Here is a 16,126-nt window from a genome sequence, read left to right on the forward strand (position 1 = left end):
GCTTTTTTTGTGTTTATTTTATAACAGAAATTAATAAAATTGATGTAAAATTATTTCATGTACAATTTTAACGCGATATCGTTATAGTATTAGCAATTTATTTACCTTTGCCCACCGTATTTAAAGTAACTTTGCTACAAAACATTGTTTTGCTATGAACGAATGTATTTCAGTTTTTGATATGCTTAAAATAGGTGTGGGACCTTCAAGTTCGCACACTTTAGGACCTTGGCGTGGTGCCGAACGCTTTTTAGCCGAACTGCGCGAAGAGAATATTTTTGATAGTGTTACCCGTATAAAAGTAGATTTATATGGTTCGCTATCATTAACAGGAAAAGGACATGCTACTGATTTGGCTGTTATTCTTGGTCTTAGTGGTGCAGACCCTGAATATGTACCTATTGAAGCTGTTGAGAGTATAGTAGAAAACATAAAGGAAACTAGTGTTATGCGACTGGGTAATGAAAGAGAAATTACCTTTACTCCTGCTGATGATATTATTTTCAACAGAGATTTTCTTCCTTTTCACTCTAATGGTTTCCGTTTTACAGCATATTCAAATGATAAAGAAATATTCGTTTCTACATTATACTCTATAGGCGGTGGTTTTGTTGTAAAAGAAGAACGTACCGTAGCCAAAGAAAAAGAAGAAATAAAAGACAACTTCCCTTACCCTGTAGATAAAGCAACTGAACTATTAGAATACACCAAGAAGTTAAACAAAAGCATTTCGGAACTGGTTTACGAAAACGAGAAATCAATCCGTAGTGAACAGGAAATACACACCGAGTTAATGCGTGTATGGAACACCATGCTGGAATGTATGTATACAGGTTGCCATACTGAAGGTGTATTACCTGGCGGACTTAACGTTCGCAGGCGTGCTTATGATATGCACCTTAAAATGATTGGCGATTTACCTTATAACAATCCGCAGGACTGGATTGCCGTTATACGAAAAACAGAAGTAAAATTCAGGCAAATACTAAAATGGGTTAGCTGTTTCGCTTTAGCTGTAAATGAAGTTAATGCAGCGCTAGGTCGTGTAGTAACAGCTCCTACCAATGGTAGCGCAGGTGTAATACCTGCTGTACTTATGTACTATTTGGTTATAGAAAACCATGAAGCTGGCGAAGATGAAATCAAGCAATTTTTATTAGTAGCAGGCGAAATAGGAAGTCTATTTAAAAAAGGTGCTACTATATCAGCAGCTATGGGAGGTTGCCAGGCAGAAATAGGCGTTTCATCAGCAATGGCAGCAGCAGGATTATGTGAAGTTATGGGCGGAACTCCCGAACAGTGTCTTATCGCCTCTGAAATAGCTATGGAGCATCACTTAGGCTTAACCTGCGACCCTATTGCCGGACTTGTACAGGTACCTTGTATAGAGCGTAATACTATGGGTGCAATAAAAGCTATTAATGCCGCCGAATTGGCGTTGGAAACAGACCCGAAAAATGCTAAAGTACCGCTTGACAAAGTAATTAATACTATGTGGGAAACAGCAAAAGATATGAATAACAAGTATAAAGAAACTTCTGAAGGAGGGCTTGCTATAACTGTTAACGTATCCGACTGTTAATATTCTAATTTACTTACTATACTTATATATACTATGGTACAGGTGTTAATAAACAACCTGTGTCCTTAATTTCTTGTGGCAATTTAGTACTTTTACATCTTCAAAAAACTTAGGTATGTCTACAGCAAAAAAAGATTATAAAAGAATTACCACAAAATCATTAATAGAAATGAAAGCCAACGGCGAGAAGATATCTATGCTAACGGCTTATGACTATACAATGGCTAAAATAGTTGACACAGCAGGTGTTGACGTTATTTTAGTTGGTGACTCAGCATCAAACGTAATGGCGGGTCACGAAACCACCCTTCCTATAACACTGGATCAAATGATATATCATGCATCATCAGTAGTGCGTGCTATACAACGATCATTAGTAGTAGTAGATTTACCTTTCGGTAGTTACCAATCAGACTCTAAAGAAGCACTACGCTCTGCTATACGTATTATGAAAGAAAGTGGCGCACATGCTGTAAAACTTGAAGGCGGCAGAGAGATAAAAGACTCTATTAAAAAAATACTGCATGCAGGTATACCTGTTATGGGACACTTAGGGCTTACACCACAATCCATATATAAATTTGGTACGTATACGGTAAGAGCAAAAGAGGAAGAAGAAGCAGAAAAATTAATTGATGATGCCAAGCTTTTAGAGCGTATAGGCTGTTTTGCTGTAGTATTAGAAAAAATACCTGCTGCATTAGCAAAAAGAGTAGCAGAAAGTATATCTATACCTGTAATTGGTATTGGTGCCGGTGGTGGTGTAGATGGTCAGGTACTTGTAGTACATGATATGCTGGGTATGACACATGAATTCAGTCCTCGTTTCCTTCGCAGGTACATGAATTTATTTGAAGATATGAATATTGCTATTTCGCAATATGTGTCAGATGTTAAGTCAACTGACTTTCCTAATGAACAAGAGCAATATTAATTTACTAACGTAGAAAGTAAATTACTTTGAAAATAGTTTCAAATAAAGATAACCTACAAGTCTTACACGAAGACAATCACATAATTGTAGTAAATAAGCGCGCCGGAGATATTGTTCAGGGAGATAAAACCGGCGATAAGCCACTGAGCGATGTGGTTAAAGAGTATATTAAAGAAAAATATAATAAACCCGGCGCAGTTTTTTTAGGGGTTGTACATAGGCTGGACAGACCTACTACCGGTATTGTTGTTTTCGCTCGTACATCAAAAGCATTATCTCGTTTAAATGATTTATTTAAAAATCGTGAGACTAAAAAAACATATTGGGCTGCTGTAAAAAACCAACTGCCTAAAGAGCAAGGTACTCTGGTGCATTACCTTGTTCGAAATCCTAAAAATAATACCTCAAAAGCCCATACTAAAGAGGTTAATAATAGTAAAAAAGCAAGCCTGGATTACACAATTATCAGGGCTTTAAATAACTATTATATACTTGAAATAAACTTGCACACAGGACGCCACCACCAAATAAGGTCACAACTTTCGGCTATAGGCTGCCCTATAAAAGGTGATTTAAAATACGGCTTTAACCGCAGTAATCCTGATGGAGGGATACATTTACATGCACGTCAACTTTCATTTAATCACCCTGTTAATAAAGAAATATTAAATATTACAGCCCCTACTCCAAACGATCCTGTTTGGTCTTCTATATAAATACCCATTAGCAGGTATTTTAAGGTATTAAGACAAATTATAAATTTGCTAATATAAAGCCCTGTTAGGTGTCACTTTTAATAAATACATGATATTTTTTGTTAATTTTATAGAAAACAAATACTTACTACGAATATGAAAAAAACACTACTATGTCTTTTCTCTGTTATAGGGATATCTTCTTTTGCACAAGAACATTTTTCAGGTATTAATACTTCCCGAAGAGGAGGGTTATTAAATGCCGACATCAACCCTGCCGAATTAGCTAATATGAGCAGTAAATATGATGTGAATGTATTTAACTTCAGTGGTAATTTTGCTAATAACAAAGTTGCTTTTGGAGATTTTATTGATGGAGGAGATGATTTTGAAAACATACTGTTTTCAGGAAATGAAAACGTAAATATGCGTGTTGATGTAGAAATTTTAGGTCCTGCATTAGCTTTTCAGGTAAACAAATGGGCTTTTGCAATTTCTTCATCTGCAAAAGTACAGGCTTCATTAGTTGATATTAATACTACTTTGGGTAATGCTGTTACTAATGGTGGCGTAGATAATATTACTGAAGTGTATAATATACTTGCAAGCGAAAACCAAAGAGCGGCAGGTATTTCTTGGGGAGAAATAGGATTATCAATAGCTAGAGAGCTTTATGACTCTGAAGAACATAAAATAAGTGCTGGTATAACCTTCAATTTATTATTTCCGGGTACTTATGCCAATATGGGTGCCAGCAGATTTGAAGGTACTATAACTAATAACTTTGGGGATGTATCACTTACTGATGCCTCTGCAGAAGTTAATATTGCCTACTCCGGTTCTTTAGCAGGCGATTTTTCTGAAAGCGATAATTTTACAGAGTTTTTTGCAGGAGGCTTAAACGGTTTTTCTACAGATATTGGTGTTAACTACCGCTGGAAAGATAAAAGTAATTTTACATTAACAAAAAACAGTAACGATGAAGATGATAATGAAAATAATACATTAACATTTCAATATTCTGATCCAAGAAATTATAAGCTTAATGCAGGGCTTGCAATTCGTAACATGGGTAGCATGACATTTAAAGATGATAATAACGAGTCTGTAAACTATGAACTTGATGTACCTACAGGAGAATTTTTAGATCTTAACCAGTTTGAAGATGCTGAAAGTATTCAGGATGTTGAGGACATTCTTTTACAAAGTGGATATTTAACTATGGATGAGGCTGCTAAAGATTTTAAAGTAAAATTACCTACTGTATTTTCTGCTTATGCTGATGTTAAACTTTATGGTAAATTTTATGCTACAGGATTTGTACAACAAAAACTTAATGAGAATAATGATAACGACCAAATAACTGTACAAAACATTGTAAGTGTTACCCCTCGTTATTCTACTAACTTTTTTGAGGTGTATGCACCACTTGCCAATAATGAAATTTCAGGTTTTACAGCCGGTTTAGGAGTTAGACTTGGAGGATTCTTTATTGGTTCAGGTTCAGGAATATCTATGCTTTTAGACAGTGACTCTAAACAAGCGGACTTATATTTTGGGTTTAGATTCGGAATTTAAATCGAAAACAATTTAATCAATATATGCACAAAAAAGCCGAAGTATAATACTTCGGCTTTTTTATTGGTTAAAAACATTAACGCAATCAAGTTGCATTTAAATAAACTTTAATTAATTTTGCAACTTAATTGCATTAAAATTAATCATGATAGTAAAAAAATTACCTGTAACTGTTCTAAGCGGTTTTTTAGGTGCAGGAAAAACAACCTTATTAAATCATATTCTACACAATAAAGAAAATTTAAAAGTAGCTGTTATCGTAAATGATATGAGCGAAATAAATATAGATGCCCGATTAGTTGAAAAAGAAGAAACACTTTCACGGACAGAGGAGAAGCTAGTGGAAATGAGTAATGGTTGTATATGCTGCACACTCAGGGAAGATTTAATGGTAGAGGTAGAAAAATTAGCAAAAGACGGTCGGTTTGATTATTTATTAATTGAGAGTACAGGTATTAGTGAACCGGTTCCTGTAGCACAAACGTTTTCATTTGTTGACAGCGAAAATAATATTGATATGTCCAGATTCAGTTACATTGACACGATGGTAACAGTAGTTGATTGCTTTAATTTCTTTAACGATTTTAGCACAAATGAACTTCTGCAAGACCGTGACTTAACAGATATTCAGGATGACTATCGTACTATTGTTAATTTATTGACGGATCAAATAGAGTTTGCAAATGTTATAATACTAAATAAAACTGACTTAGTTGATAATAACACAATAGGACTTTTAAAAGCTGCTATACACAAGTTAAATCCAAGTGCAAAAATTATACTTTCTTCTTTTGGTAAAGTAGTCCCTACTGAGATATTAAATACTCAACTTTTTGACTTTGAAGAAGCTCAAAACTCGGCTGGTTGGCAAAAAGAATTACAAGCTGAGAACCATACACCTGAAACTGAAGAATATGGTATTAGTTCCTTTGTATTTCGAAATCAAAAACCATTTCACCCTGAAAGATTCTGGAATTATTTAAATAGTCAATACCCTGATGGAATTATACGAGCCAAAGGTCTGTTTTGGCTGGCTTCAAGACCTAACGAAGCTTTAACTTTCTCTCAGGCAGGTGGTTCTTTCAGAATGGAAAGAGGAGGTGTTTGGTGGTGCAGTATGGACTTTGGGGAAAGAATTAGATATGCCTCATTTATTAATAATAGAGATATTATTGAGGAACGCTGGGACAAACAATGGGGAGACCGGATGAATGAATTGGTATTTATAGGGCAGGATATAAATAAAGATAAAATGGTTACTGACCTTGAAGAATGTCTTTTATTAGATAATGAACAACATTTATTTGATAAAAACATGCCGTTTAATGACCCTTTTCCTGTAAATATATAATATCTAAATAATTAAGAATATTAATAAAGAAGCCATTACAAAAGCAAGTGTAACATATTCGTTTTTGCTATTGGCTTCTTTTAGTATCGATTTAAATGTTCTTTTCCTTCCCAAAAACAACCAGCGTATAAAAGCTCCCGGATAGGGTAAAATAACCTCTGTTATAACTTCAATTACAAAATCTGAACCTGCCAATGCTTTATAAATGTTTATTTGTGAGCTAATAGTGTTATAGTAGCTGCTGCAGTAACTTTTGCTTTAAAACTGCTATAGTCGCTTATATTTTCGCTTTTTTCATCTATAAAAATCCAACCTTCTCCACTACTATCTATTAATTGATTCGCTGTATTAGTAAATTCTTTTTCTTCCAGCCCTTTATTATTATCACTAACAAAAGATTTAATAATAGTATTTTTAGCTTCGTTTATATAGTGCACTTCTTGCAGCCTGCCAACACCATTATCCAATTTAAAATTAGCAATCACTGCATCGCTATCGGGGTATTCTTCCAATTCCCATTGAACATCTTTTTGTACCTCCAATAAAAAATTCTGAATCTCTTTAGTGGCTTCCTTCTTTGTGGTATAAGTAAATACTTTAGTAAAATCGATATTAATATCTTTCCAGGCTACTGCAAATGCTTCAGCAAGTGCTTCTTTATCAAATAATTTAGGGATAAACTCATCATTTTCTGTCTCTGCAACAGCTTCTACTTCCTGTTCATTATAGGTATCTTCTGCACTACAAGAAAAAAATAATCCTGATACTGCTATAAGTGATAGTATTCGTAAGTTTTTCATAATTATAATTTTTTAGTCGGTTAAATATACTCTAAATCACTTACAATCAGTTTATCAATTAATTATTTTTCTTACTATTCATTATTCTCCATTGGTCATTTAAGTACTTTACTTTGTGTACGTCTTTTATTATAAGTTCGCGGTATTTCTCGTAATAGTCAGGGTATTCTTTTTTCAAAAGAATTATATTCTCATAAACTAATTTACCGTTTTATCTAATATATTTTGATTTTAATCAATAATTATTATTAAAATATTTAACTTTTAAAACATGTTAATTGTGGTTTTATCTCAATAATAATAACTAAAAATCATATTCATTTACACCCGATTTCATCATGATATAATCAAAATATCTCATAGATTATTTTTCTATTATTATTATTAATTAAATCTAATTTTAAAAATGTTAAAAAGAATTTGGATGCCTTTAATGGCATTAGTAATTTTCGGCTGTTCAAGTGATAATGATTCAACAGAAATTAAAAAGCAAGCTTTTACAAAGAGTGATGATTTTACAATTAAAGATTTTGCTTATACACATTGTGTACTCACAAAAGATATAATGGATGTTTGGACAAATGAAGTTGAATCCGGTAGAGAAATTAAAGAAGAAGTAATTTATCAAATCCAAAGTGCTAAAACTGAATCTGAAATTAAATCTATCTTAGAAAATAATGGGGTATCTAAAGAGAATACATTAAAAATTGTAGAACTTCACATTCAGCAAATTGATAATTTTAAAAATTTTATAGATAAAAATAAAGAATTTTCTACTTTAGAGACTAAAGCTCAAGAACAAGCTATAAGTAATGCTGTTAGTGAAATGATTACCTTAAATCCTGGAAATATATTTCATCCTGGGGATATCTATGAACCAAATGTACATCCTTGTAACAGAGATAAAAGATTAGGTTTAAGAGATTGTTTTGAGGATGCCAGTGTAACGATGGGTATTGGGCTTATTGGTGGTATTTGGACATGCGGTATATCAATATTAAGTGGCACTCTTGTTGCAGGAGTTCAGGCTGCCTTATGCGAAAGAAGAGTTTTAAGAGCATGGCACAATTGTCTTGATGATGCAGGTATTGTAATACATATATAATTATGAACAATAAGATATTACCAATAATATTGATTATAATATTTGCAATTTTTTTATCCTTTGATAATGAAATAGTATTCTATTTGCAGGCAATTATAGTTATATTTATGGTAACCATGTCTATAATCAAACTTAAAAGGTTATATACAATCAATAAAATAGATAAATTTATTTTTGGTGCTACACTAATAGTATTAGTATTTCTTACCATTACAATACTTTATTTTTTATATAAAAAATACTTGAAATAATTCTGATAATATGAGATAGTATAATTATACTATCTCATATTTATTTAAAATAAGAACTATTAAAATCAAGTCATTATCAATTAATTATTTTCTCTGCTATTCATTATTCGCCATTGGTCATTTAAATACTTTACTTTATGTACATCTTTCATTATAAGTTCACGGTCTTCCTCATAATACTCCGGGTCTTCATTTTTAAATTCGTCATACTCCCCTGCCCGTTCCAGTATATTATCAATAACAGGTTTTAATTTATCTTGCACAAATTGTGGCATTCCGTTAAATAACTCTTCAAGTTCTTTTTTAAACATATTTTTTATTCTTTATTAATTCTTACCACATTATCCCAGCCAGCCCTCTCGGTCTAAACTTCTGTATTGTATAGCTTCTGAGATATGATGTGGTTCAATATTTTCGGCATTTTCAAGATCAGCAATAGTACGGCTTACTTTTAATATTCTGTCATAAGCCCTTGCCGAAAGGTTTAATCGTTCCATAGCTGTTTTCAGTAATTGTAACGATGTACTGTCTAATTTACAAAACTCCTGAATATGCTTGGTATTCATTTGTGCATTATAATGAATACTTTTATTACTTTCAAATCTTTTAGTCTGTATTTCTCTTGCTTTAATAACTCTTTCACGTATTTCCTTACTACTCTCCGCTTTTTGAGTATCGCTTAGCTTTTCAAAAGGCACGGGAGTAACTTCAATGTGTATATCAATCCTGTCCAATAATGGTCCTGAAATTTTACTTAAATAACGCTGTATTTCATGTGGTGAAGATGCGGATGGAACATCAGGGTCATTAAAATAACCGCTTGGGCTGGGGTTCATACTGGCAACCAACATGAATGATGACGGATAGGTTATCGTAAATTTAGAACGGCTTATAGTTACCTCTCTATCTTCCAGAGGCTGTCGCATAACCTCCAGTACGTCTCGCTTAAACTCAGGAAGCTCATCAAGAAAAAGCACACCATTATGTGCCATAGAAATTTCTCCCGGCTGAGGGAAACTTCCTCCACCCACAAGTGCTACATTACTTATAGTATGGTGCGGACTTCTAAACGGTCGCTGATTCATTAAACCTACATCTTTAAGTTTACCTGCAACACTATGTATTTTAGTAGTTTCCAAGGCTTCATGCAGTGTCATTGGTGGCAATATGCTTGGTAAGCGTTTTGCCAACATGGTTTTACCTGCACCGGGAGGACCTATCAATATTATATTATGCCCTCCTGCTGCTGCAATTTCCATACAGCGCTTTATACTCTCCTGTCCTTTAACATCACTAAAATCAAATTCAGGAAAATCAAGGGTTTTGTAAAACTCTTCTCTTGTATTAATTACAGTTGGTTCAAGTGTACTCTTACCTTCAAAAAACTCAATTACTTCTGTAAGGTTTTCTATTCCATATACATCTAATCCGCTCACAATAGCTGCTTCTCTCACATTCTCCTTCGGCAGGAAAAAGCCTTTAAATCCTTCTTCTTTTGCTTTTATAGCAATGGGTAGCACCCCTTTTATGGGTTGAAGGCTACCGTCAAGCGACAACTCACCCATTATAATATAATCTCCTACATCATTAGCTTTTATTTGCCCTGATGCTGCCAGTATACCAATAGCTAAAGTAAGGTCGTAAGCAGAGCCTTCTTTACGCATGTCGGCAGGAGCCATGTTTATTGTTATTTTTTTACCGGGAAGTTGATAACCTGTGTTTTTAAGTGCGGCTGCAATACGATAACTACTTTCTTTAATAGCGTTGTCGGGCAACCCTACCAAGTGATATCCTATTCCTTTATCAATATTAACTTCAACAGTAATAGTGGTAGCTTCTACGCCAAAAACAGCGCTTCCGAAGACTTTTATTAGCATAATTGTTTAATAATTTTAGGCATTCGAAAATAACCTAAAAAAGTGTATAAATCATAAATTACACTTAAAAATAATCGCACTTTTCTCACATTGACTAATAAGTTTTTAAATTGTATATCTATACTGATTGATATTAAAAAATAAATCTTAGCCTTTATTACATAGATGCCTGACTATTTTGAAATTGAATACTATAACATGGTGTTGCTTGCTACAGGAGTTATTGCTCTGCTGGCAGCTATAATACCTGTTATTACACAACGTAAAGTTCTATCTGCTCCGGTTGTATATATGCTACTGGGTATTGGTGGTTATTTTATATTCCTGCACTATTTCTTTCAGCCAATGGACTACATGGAGGTAATTAAAAAAGTTACTGAATTTGTAGTTATTATAGCACTTACCAATGCCGGCTTAAAAATAAAAGAACCTTTTAAATGGAGTACTTGGCGTAATTCTTTAAGGTTACTGGCTATTGTTATGCCTTTTACTATAGTTGCCGCTGCTTTTTTAGGCTGGTGGATTATTGGTCTTGCTCCTGCTACCGCTTTATTATTCGGGGCTTTAATAGCTCCTACAGACCCTGTACTGGCTAGTGAATTACAAACATCTCAGCCCAGTGAAGCAGATACATCTAAAATTAAACTGGGGCTTACTTCCGAAGCCGGTTTAAATGATGGTCTGGCTTTCCCTTTCACTTATTTTGCCATTTTAGCGGCACAAAAAGGAATGGAAATTGAAAATTGGATTGGTGATTGGTTACTACACTACGTACTAATTAGAATTGTAGTAGCCGTTATAATTGGTTTACTGTCTGGCTGGATATTATTTAAAATAGTATTTAATGTTGCTAAAAATGAATTGTTAACACAGATAAGCCGAGGGATATTATCATTATCTTTAACATTACTACCATATGCTATAACTGAAATGGTAGGCGGATATGGATTTATAGCTGTTTTTATAGCTGCCTGTATATTTAGCCGATATGAAAAGTTTGATGAACATATGGATAGTCTGCACGACTTTAATGAAGAGCTTGAAAGCCTTATAGTAGCTGTAATATTTATAGTTACAGGTATATTTATAGCCTCTCACTATTATATATTAATAGACGTTAAAATTATTTCAGTAGCACTAATAATGATATTCTTAATACGACCTGTAATTGGGTACTTATCACTATTAGGTACTGATTTAAACAAATTTCAAAAATTTGTACTCTCGTTTTACGGAATCAGAGGTATAGGCTCAGTGTTTTATTTAGCTTATGCTCTTACTTCTGCTGATTTTAAAGACTCTGAAAAATTGTTTGAGATTACTATAGCAATTATATTTTTCTCTGTACTTATACACGGTTTAACAGCACACCGCGTGCAAAAAAGAATTTATAAACATGACTCAACATAAAAGTAAAGGCAATAAACTTGTAGTGATTGGCGGAGATGCAGCAGGGATGTCAGCAGCATCAAAAGTAAGAAGAGAAAATCCTGAACGAGAGATAATAGTATTTGAAAAATCAAGCTACACCTCCTACTCTGCTTGTGGTATTCCTTATTTTATATCTAATACAATACCTGATATTAATGAACTTATAGTGCGAAGCCCTGAAGAGTTTAGAGAAAAATATGATATTAATGTACACATACAACACGAAGTTATACAGGTAAACACTAAAGAGAAAAAGATAAAAGTAAAGGACATTGAAGGTAATAAAGAGTTTTGGGAGAGTTATGACCAGTTACTGATTGCTACAGGTGCTAAAGCCTATTGTCCTGATGTAAAAGGTTATAATGCTGATGGTATTTTCGGAGTATCGAATTTGAGAAGCGGTGTAAAAGTCGAAAAGTTTATTGAGGAAGAAAAGCCTAAGAAAGCGGTAATAATAGGCGGTGGTTATATCGGGCTGGAAATGGCAGAGGCATTACTAATACGCGGGCTGGAAGTAACCATAATAAACAAATCTCCACAGTTAATGAATACGCTTGACCCAGATATGGGAGAAAAAATATCGGAAGCGATGAAAGGTTTGGGTATTACAGTGTATTGCGGAGAAGCCTTAAACTATTTTAAAACTAAGGATAACAAAGTAATCGCGGTAGTAAGCGAAAACAGAACCATAAAAACCGATATGGTTATACTGGGTATGGGCGCATTGCCTAACACCGGGTTTTTAAAAGGTTCAGGGATTGACCTGGGCGTAAAAAACGCTATAAAAGTAAATGCACAAATGCAAACCAATATAGAAGATGTATATGCCGCCGGCGATTGCAGTGAAACATTGGACCTTACCAGCAAACGGCCAACGCATATTGCTTTGGGTACGGTAGCCAATAAAACAGGGTTGGTTGCGGGTAGTAATTTAGCTGGTGAAAAAAGTGTATTCCCCGGTGTTGTAGGTACGGCAGTTTGTAAACTTTGCAGTTATGAGGTTGCCCGAACGGGGCTTCGTGAAAAAGATATAGAAAGTTTAGGTATAGAATATGTTACAGGTACTATTGACAGTAAAACCAGAGCGCATTACTACCCGGGTGCTAAGGACATAACTGTAAAGCTACTTGCAGAAAAAAACAGCGGGCGACTACTCGGTGGGCAAATAGTAGGTATGGAAGGTGCCGCCAAACGTATTGATGTTATAGCAACAGCTTTAACCCACAACCTTACACTGCAAAATATTATCGATCTAGACCTTTCTTACGCTCCTCCCTTCTCCCCTGTTTGGGATCCTGTGCAAACAGCAGCGAGGCATTTAATTAAAAGTATATAAAAAAAGCTCCTTAAAAAGGAGCTTTTTTTATTTTCAGATAATGTTATTTAATATCAGCAATTACTCTATCTCTTTCAATTGTATAATCGTTATAAACATCAGGATTTTCATCTAAATAAGTTCTTACCGGTTTTCCGTTAGGTAGCTCATCCTTAATAATAAAGTCTCCTTTATATTCTCCTTCATAACTATTAGTTACCAAACCTTCATCATCACACCCTGAACCTGTTTGAATAATAGCTGAATGAGCAAGACTTCTTTCTCCATCTTTATCCTTTAAAACTATTCTAAGTTGATACTTGAAACAGTTATTATCCCAGCTAATTAAATCAACTTCAACAAATATTCCGGTTTCTTTAGGTACTGGTTCAGTAGATTTCACATTAAAACCAGCATTAGATTTAGCTGCTTCATTATTAGTTACTTCACTATCATTTGAACACGATTGAGTACCTATTATCAAAAAAAGTAAACATAAAACAAAAATTGATTTTGCTACTACTGTATATAATGGTTTTTTATTCATAATAAATTTATTGCTTAGTGATTATTTTATATATGGACGTTAATTTTGTAATTTTTCTCTTTTTAAAACATATTCTTCATAAACTTTAGGGTGTTCCTTTAAAAAAGGGATTATAGGTTTGTCGTCCGGTCTTTCATCTTTAAGTAAATAATCCGGTAAAGACTTTGTTCCAAAGTAAGTAGTACTTAAAAGAACCTGCCCCTCTCTATCTCCACATCCAATACCACTTAATACTATTGCGGAGTGTATAAGTCTTCTCTGTCTTGTTGTAGTATTAGTAGCATAAATTCTGATTTGATAAGAAGTACAGCCTGAACCTGCACTATTAAATATATCAGCCTCTGCAGTAAACACATAGCTATCCTGAATTTGAGTTTTTTCATTTTTCTCAATCTTTAATGATTTGTTTTCTTGAAATAATTCTACATTAGGATTGATATTACCAGTAACCAAAAGCAATGGTAATAGTAATATTCCAATTTTAGGAATAAATAGGTTTGTCATAATTTAGATGGATTTAATAATTGTTTGTAATTTTAATTAGCTAGCTACTCAAATATAGACAGAAAGTATGTAAGAAAAAACGAAAAAATTCCTTTCAATAAAAAATACCTAGTATTAGGTATTTAACGATATAAATAAAAAAAGCTCCTTTTTAAGGAGCTTTTTTTATTATTCTTTAAAGTTTTCAATGCCCGATGTGAGCCATTCTTTATACTCTAATACATCCGGTGTATAACCTACTGGATCATTTAGTTTTTCCTCTGTATCAGGATTCATTAAAACATAATACGGCTGTGCATTGGCTTTATAGCGTTCTATTTGTAAGTCACTCCATTTATTACCTATTGTTTTAATCTTTTTACCTGTAGTTTCAGATATATATTGTTCGCTTTCAGGAAGGTCTTCTTTAGAATCTACATAAAGTGATACTAATACTACCTCATTTTTAAGTATTGAAAGTATACGTTCGTCAGACCACACATGGTCTTCCATTTTACGACAATTTACACAAGCATAGCCTGTAAAATCTAACATAACAGGTTTATTAACTTCTTTTGCATAAGCTAAGCCATCTTTATAATCTTCAAAAGCTATAAGCCCGTGTGCAGCTATTTTAGCTCCTTCAGGAAGTTCCTCTTCCATAATGGCAGCCGAAGACCCACCGAAGCCAAATGGCGACTCACTATACGTTGATGGTGGCGGGAAACCGCTTAATAATTTTAAGGGTGCTCCCCATAATCCCGGGATAAGGTATACAGTAAATGATAATACCAGTAACCCCATACATAAACGCCCTACCGAAATAGAAGTTATAGGGCTGTCATGCGGTAATTGTATTTTACCAAATAAGTAAAATGCAAGTGTACCAAATATAGCTATCCATAATGCTAAAAATGTTTCACGTTCTAATAAGTGCATTTGTAATACAAGGTCAGCATTAGAAAGGAATTTAAAAGCAAAAGCAAGCTCTAAAAATCCTAAAAATACTTTTACAGTGTTTAACCAGCCTCCTGATTTTGGCATAGAATTAAGCCAGCCCGGGAACATTGCAAATAACATAAATGGTAATGCTAAAGCTGATGAAAAACCAAGCATCCCAACTATAGGAGCGATACCACCTTTACTTGCTGCCTGTACTAATAAAGTACCTACTATTGGACCTGTACATGAAAAGGAAACAATTGCCAGTGCCAGTGCCATAAAGACTATACCTATGTAACCTCCTTTATCTGCCTGACGGTCTATTTTATTTGCCCAAGAGTTTGGTAACATAATTTCAAAAGCACCTAGGAAAGAGGTAGCAAAAACTATAAGTAATACAAAAAATACTAAGTTAAAAGTAACATTAGTAGAAAGTGCATTTAATGAATCTGCACCGAAAATTGCAGTTACTACAGAACCTAAAATTACATATATTACTATAATAGAAATTCCGTAAAAAATGGCATTTCTTCTTCCTGCTGCTTTTGTTTTACTTTGTTTAGTAAAGAAGCTTACCGTCATAGGTATCATAGGGAATACACAAGGAGTAAGTAAAGCTGCAAAACCGCCGGCAAAGGCTAATAAAAAGATAGTTAATAAGCCTTTTTCCTCTTCTTCTTCATCTTCCGATGATTTTTCTGTAGGAGATTTATCTTCTTTTTTTTTATCAGTAGTAGTGGCTGCTGTAGTAGCTTCTTCAAAATTATTTACTTCCTGAGATGTTAATTTCTCTAAATCAATAACAAAAAGCTTATCTCCCTGTAAACAAGATTCTTTACAAACCTGATATTCAATTTCAATCTGAACTAATTTATTATCAGGATTAGTAACTTTTATATGTTGTTTTAACTCGGCTGTTTCACTAAAAAAGGTTTCCTCTACACCAAAAGTTTCATTAAACTCTTTATGTGTTTCACTTTCTTCGGCTGTTTTTTCAGGCTCATAATTACCCTCAGCATTATTAAAGCTTATTACCATAGGTAAACCGCCCATTTCATCACTAAACTGAGAGTACATATGCCATTCCGGCTCTATCTCAGCATTAAAGATCAATATATATTCAGTGTCTGACTTTTTTTCTACACTGGACTCCCACTTTACAGGGTCTGCCATCTGTGCATTTGATGTTAAAAAAGCCATGAAAAACAAAGCAAAGTAAACTAGTTTTTTCATTT

At 33.8% G+C, this 16,126-nt stretch carries 15 protein-coding genes; 8 read left to right on the top strand and 7 right to left on the bottom strand.

Translation table 11 applies throughout. From position 1 onward, the window contains the following. The first annotated feature begins 154 nt into the window (after positions 1–154). From IEW45_RS01735 to IEW45_RS01755, 5 genes are all read left to right on the top strand, one after another. Entirely contained in the window at positions 155–1,582 is a 1,428-nt protein-coding gene (locus IEW45_RS01735; protein ID WP_188619496.1) for an L-serine ammonia-lyase, read from the top strand. 115 nt (positions 1,583–1,697) lie between these two features. Next, the gene (panB, locus tag IEW45_RS01740; RefSeq protein WP_188619497.1) at positions 1,698–2,516 is read left to right on the top strand and encodes a 3-methyl-2-oxobutanoate hydroxymethyltransferase; all 819 of its coding nucleotides are present in this window, start codon (positions 1,698–1,700) and stop codon (positions 2,514–2,516) included. Between the two features lie 26 nt (positions 2,517–2,542). Further along, a complete protein-coding gene (locus IEW45_RS01745) occupies positions 2,543–3,232 on the top strand; it encodes an RluA family pseudouridine synthase (RefSeq protein WP_188619498.1) in 690 nt (229 codons plus the stop codon). Positions 3,233–3,367: 135 nt separating this feature from the next. Then, a complete protein-coding gene (locus IEW45_RS01750; protein ID WP_188619499.1) occupies positions 3,368–4,789 on the top strand; it encodes a hypothetical protein in 1,422 nt (473 codons plus the stop codon). A gap of 145 nt (positions 4,790–4,934) precedes the next feature. Then, the gene (locus IEW45_RS01755) at positions 4,935–6,140 is read left to right on the top strand and encodes a GTP-binding protein (RefSeq protein WP_188619500.1); all 1,206 of its coding nucleotides are present in this window, start codon (positions 4,935–4,937) and stop codon (positions 6,138–6,140) included. Between the two features lie 3 nt (positions 6,141–6,143). Here IEW45_RS01755 and IEW45_RS01760 read toward each other — a convergent pair whose 3' ends face one another. Then, the gene (locus tag IEW45_RS01760) at positions 6,144–6,335 is read right to left on the bottom strand and encodes a hypothetical protein (RefSeq protein ID WP_188619501.1); all 192 of its coding nucleotides are present in this window, start codon (positions 6,333–6,335) and stop codon (positions 6,144–6,146) included. A 14-nt stretch (positions 6,336–6,349) separates the two neighbouring features. After that, positions 6,350–6,940, bottom strand: a complete 591-nt coding sequence (locus IEW45_RS01765) for a hypothetical protein (protein WP_188619502.1) — start codon at positions 6,938–6,940, stop codon at positions 6,350–6,352. Between the two features lie 406 nt (positions 6,941–7,346). Here IEW45_RS01765 and IEW45_RS01770 point away from each other — a divergent pair, with 406 nt between their 5' ends. Beyond that, positions 7,347–8,045, top strand: a complete 699-nt coding sequence (locus tag IEW45_RS01770) for a hypothetical protein (RefSeq protein WP_188619503.1) — start codon at positions 7,347–7,349, stop codon at positions 8,043–8,045. A 331-nt stretch (positions 8,046–8,376) separates the two neighbouring features. Here the strand turns inward: IEW45_RS01770 and IEW45_RS01775 are convergent, their stop codons facing one another. Both IEW45_RS01775 and IEW45_RS01780 read right to left on the bottom strand, forming a co-directional pair. Then, positions 8,377–8,607 (bottom strand): hypothetical protein, encoded by a 231-nt coding sequence (locus IEW45_RS01775; RefSeq protein WP_188619504.1) that lies wholly within the window; start codon positions 8,605–8,607, stop codon positions 8,377–8,379. 30 nt (positions 8,608–8,637) lie between these two features. Beyond that, positions 8,638–10,173, bottom strand: a complete 1,536-nt coding sequence (locus tag IEW45_RS01780; protein ID WP_188619505.1) for a YifB family Mg chelatase-like AAA ATPase — start codon at positions 10,171–10,173, stop codon at positions 8,638–8,640. Between the two features lie 165 nt (positions 10,174–10,338). Between IEW45_RS01780 and IEW45_RS01785 the strand changes: the two genes are divergently transcribed. Continuing rightward, the gene (locus tag IEW45_RS01785; protein ID WP_188619506.1) at positions 10,339–11,583 is read left to right on the top strand and encodes a cation:proton antiporter; all 1,245 of its coding nucleotides are present in this window, start codon (positions 10,339–10,341) and stop codon (positions 11,581–11,583) included. Beyond that, positions 11,570–12,940, top strand: coding sequence for an FAD-dependent oxidoreductase (locus IEW45_RS01790; RefSeq protein ID WP_188619507.1), 1,371 nt, complete (start codon positions 11,570–11,572; stop codon positions 12,938–12,940). Before IEW45_RS01785 ends, IEW45_RS01790 begins: the two co-directional genes overlap by 14 nt. A gap of 43 nt (positions 12,941–12,983) precedes the next feature. Here IEW45_RS01790 and IEW45_RS01795 read toward each other — a convergent pair whose 3' ends face one another. The 3 genes from IEW45_RS01795 to IEW45_RS01805 all read right to left on the bottom strand — a co-directional run bounded on the left by IEW45_RS01795 (position 12,984) and on the right by IEW45_RS01805 (position 16,124). After that, positions 12,984–13,466 carry a hypothetical protein gene (locus IEW45_RS01795; RefSeq protein ID WP_188619508.1) on the bottom strand — a complete coding sequence of 161 codons (483 nt, stop codon included), beginning with the start codon at positions 13,464–13,466 and terminating at the stop codon, positions 12,984–12,986. 39 nt (positions 13,467–13,505) lie between these two features. Then, on the bottom strand, positions 13,506–13,970 hold the full coding sequence (locus IEW45_RS01800; RefSeq protein WP_188619509.1) for a hypothetical protein: 465 nt from the start codon (positions 13,968–13,970) through the stop codon (positions 13,506–13,508). Between the two features lie 168 nt (positions 13,971–14,138). Further along, on the bottom strand, positions 14,139–16,124 hold the full coding sequence (locus IEW45_RS01805) for a protein-disulfide reductase DsbD family protein (RefSeq protein ID WP_188619510.1): 1,986 nt from the start codon (positions 16,122–16,124) through the stop codon (positions 14,139–14,141). Positions 16,125–16,126 lie beyond the last annotated feature (2 nt).

This window comes from Flavobacterium suaedae, assembly GCF_014642915.1.
GTDB lineage: Bacteria > Bacteroidota > Bacteroidia > Flavobacteriales > Flavobacteriaceae > Flavobacterium > Flavobacterium suaedae.

Excerpts from the sequence above, each read along its gene's own strand:
- panB (WP_188619497.1), top strand. The coding sequence starts at position 1,698 with ATGTCTACAGCAAAAAAAGATTATAAAAGAATTACCACAAAATCATTA.
- IEW45_RS01805 (WP_188619510.1), bottom strand. The coding sequence starts at position 16,124 with ATGAAAAAACTAGTTTACTTTGCTTTGTTTTTCATGGCTTTTTTAACA.
- IEW45_RS01795 (WP_188619508.1), bottom strand. The coding sequence starts at position 13,466 with ATGAATAAAAAACCATTATATACAGTAGTAGCAAAATCAATTTTTGTT.
- IEW45_RS01775 (WP_188619504.1), bottom strand. The coding sequence starts at position 8,607 with ATGTTTAAAAAAGAACTTGAAGAGTTATTTAACGGAATGCCACAATTT.
- IEW45_RS01755 (WP_188619500.1), top strand. The coding sequence starts at position 4,935 with ATGATAGTAAAAAAATTACCTGTAACTGTTCTAAGCGGTTTTTTAGGT.
- IEW45_RS01770 (WP_188619503.1), top strand. The coding sequence starts at position 7,347 with ATGTTAAAAAGAATTTGGATGCCTTTAATGGCATTAGTAATTTTCGGC.
- IEW45_RS01765 (WP_188619502.1), bottom strand. The coding sequence starts at position 6,940 with ATGAAAAACTTACGAATACTATCACTTATAGCAGTATCAGGATTATTT.
- IEW45_RS01780 (WP_188619505.1), bottom strand. The coding sequence starts at position 10,173 with ATGCTAATAAAAGTCTTCGGAAGCGCTGTTTTTGGCGTAGAAGCTACC.
- IEW45_RS01785 (WP_188619506.1), top strand. The coding sequence starts at position 10,339 with ATGCCTGACTATTTTGAAATTGAATACTATAACATGGTGTTGCTTGCT.
- IEW45_RS01790 (WP_188619507.1), top strand. The coding sequence starts at position 11,570 with ATGACTCAACATAAAAGTAAAGGCAATAAACTTGTAGTGATTGGCGGA.
- IEW45_RS01800 (WP_188619509.1), bottom strand. The coding sequence starts at position 13,970 with ATGACAAACCTATTTATTCCTAAAATTGGAATATTACTATTACCATTG.
- IEW45_RS01750 (WP_188619499.1), top strand. The coding sequence starts at position 3,368 with ATGAAAAAAACACTACTATGTCTTTTCTCTGTTATAGGGATATCTTCT.
- IEW45_RS01735 (WP_188619496.1), top strand. The coding sequence starts at position 155 with ATGAACGAATGTATTTCAGTTTTTGATATGCTTAAAATAGGTGTGGGA.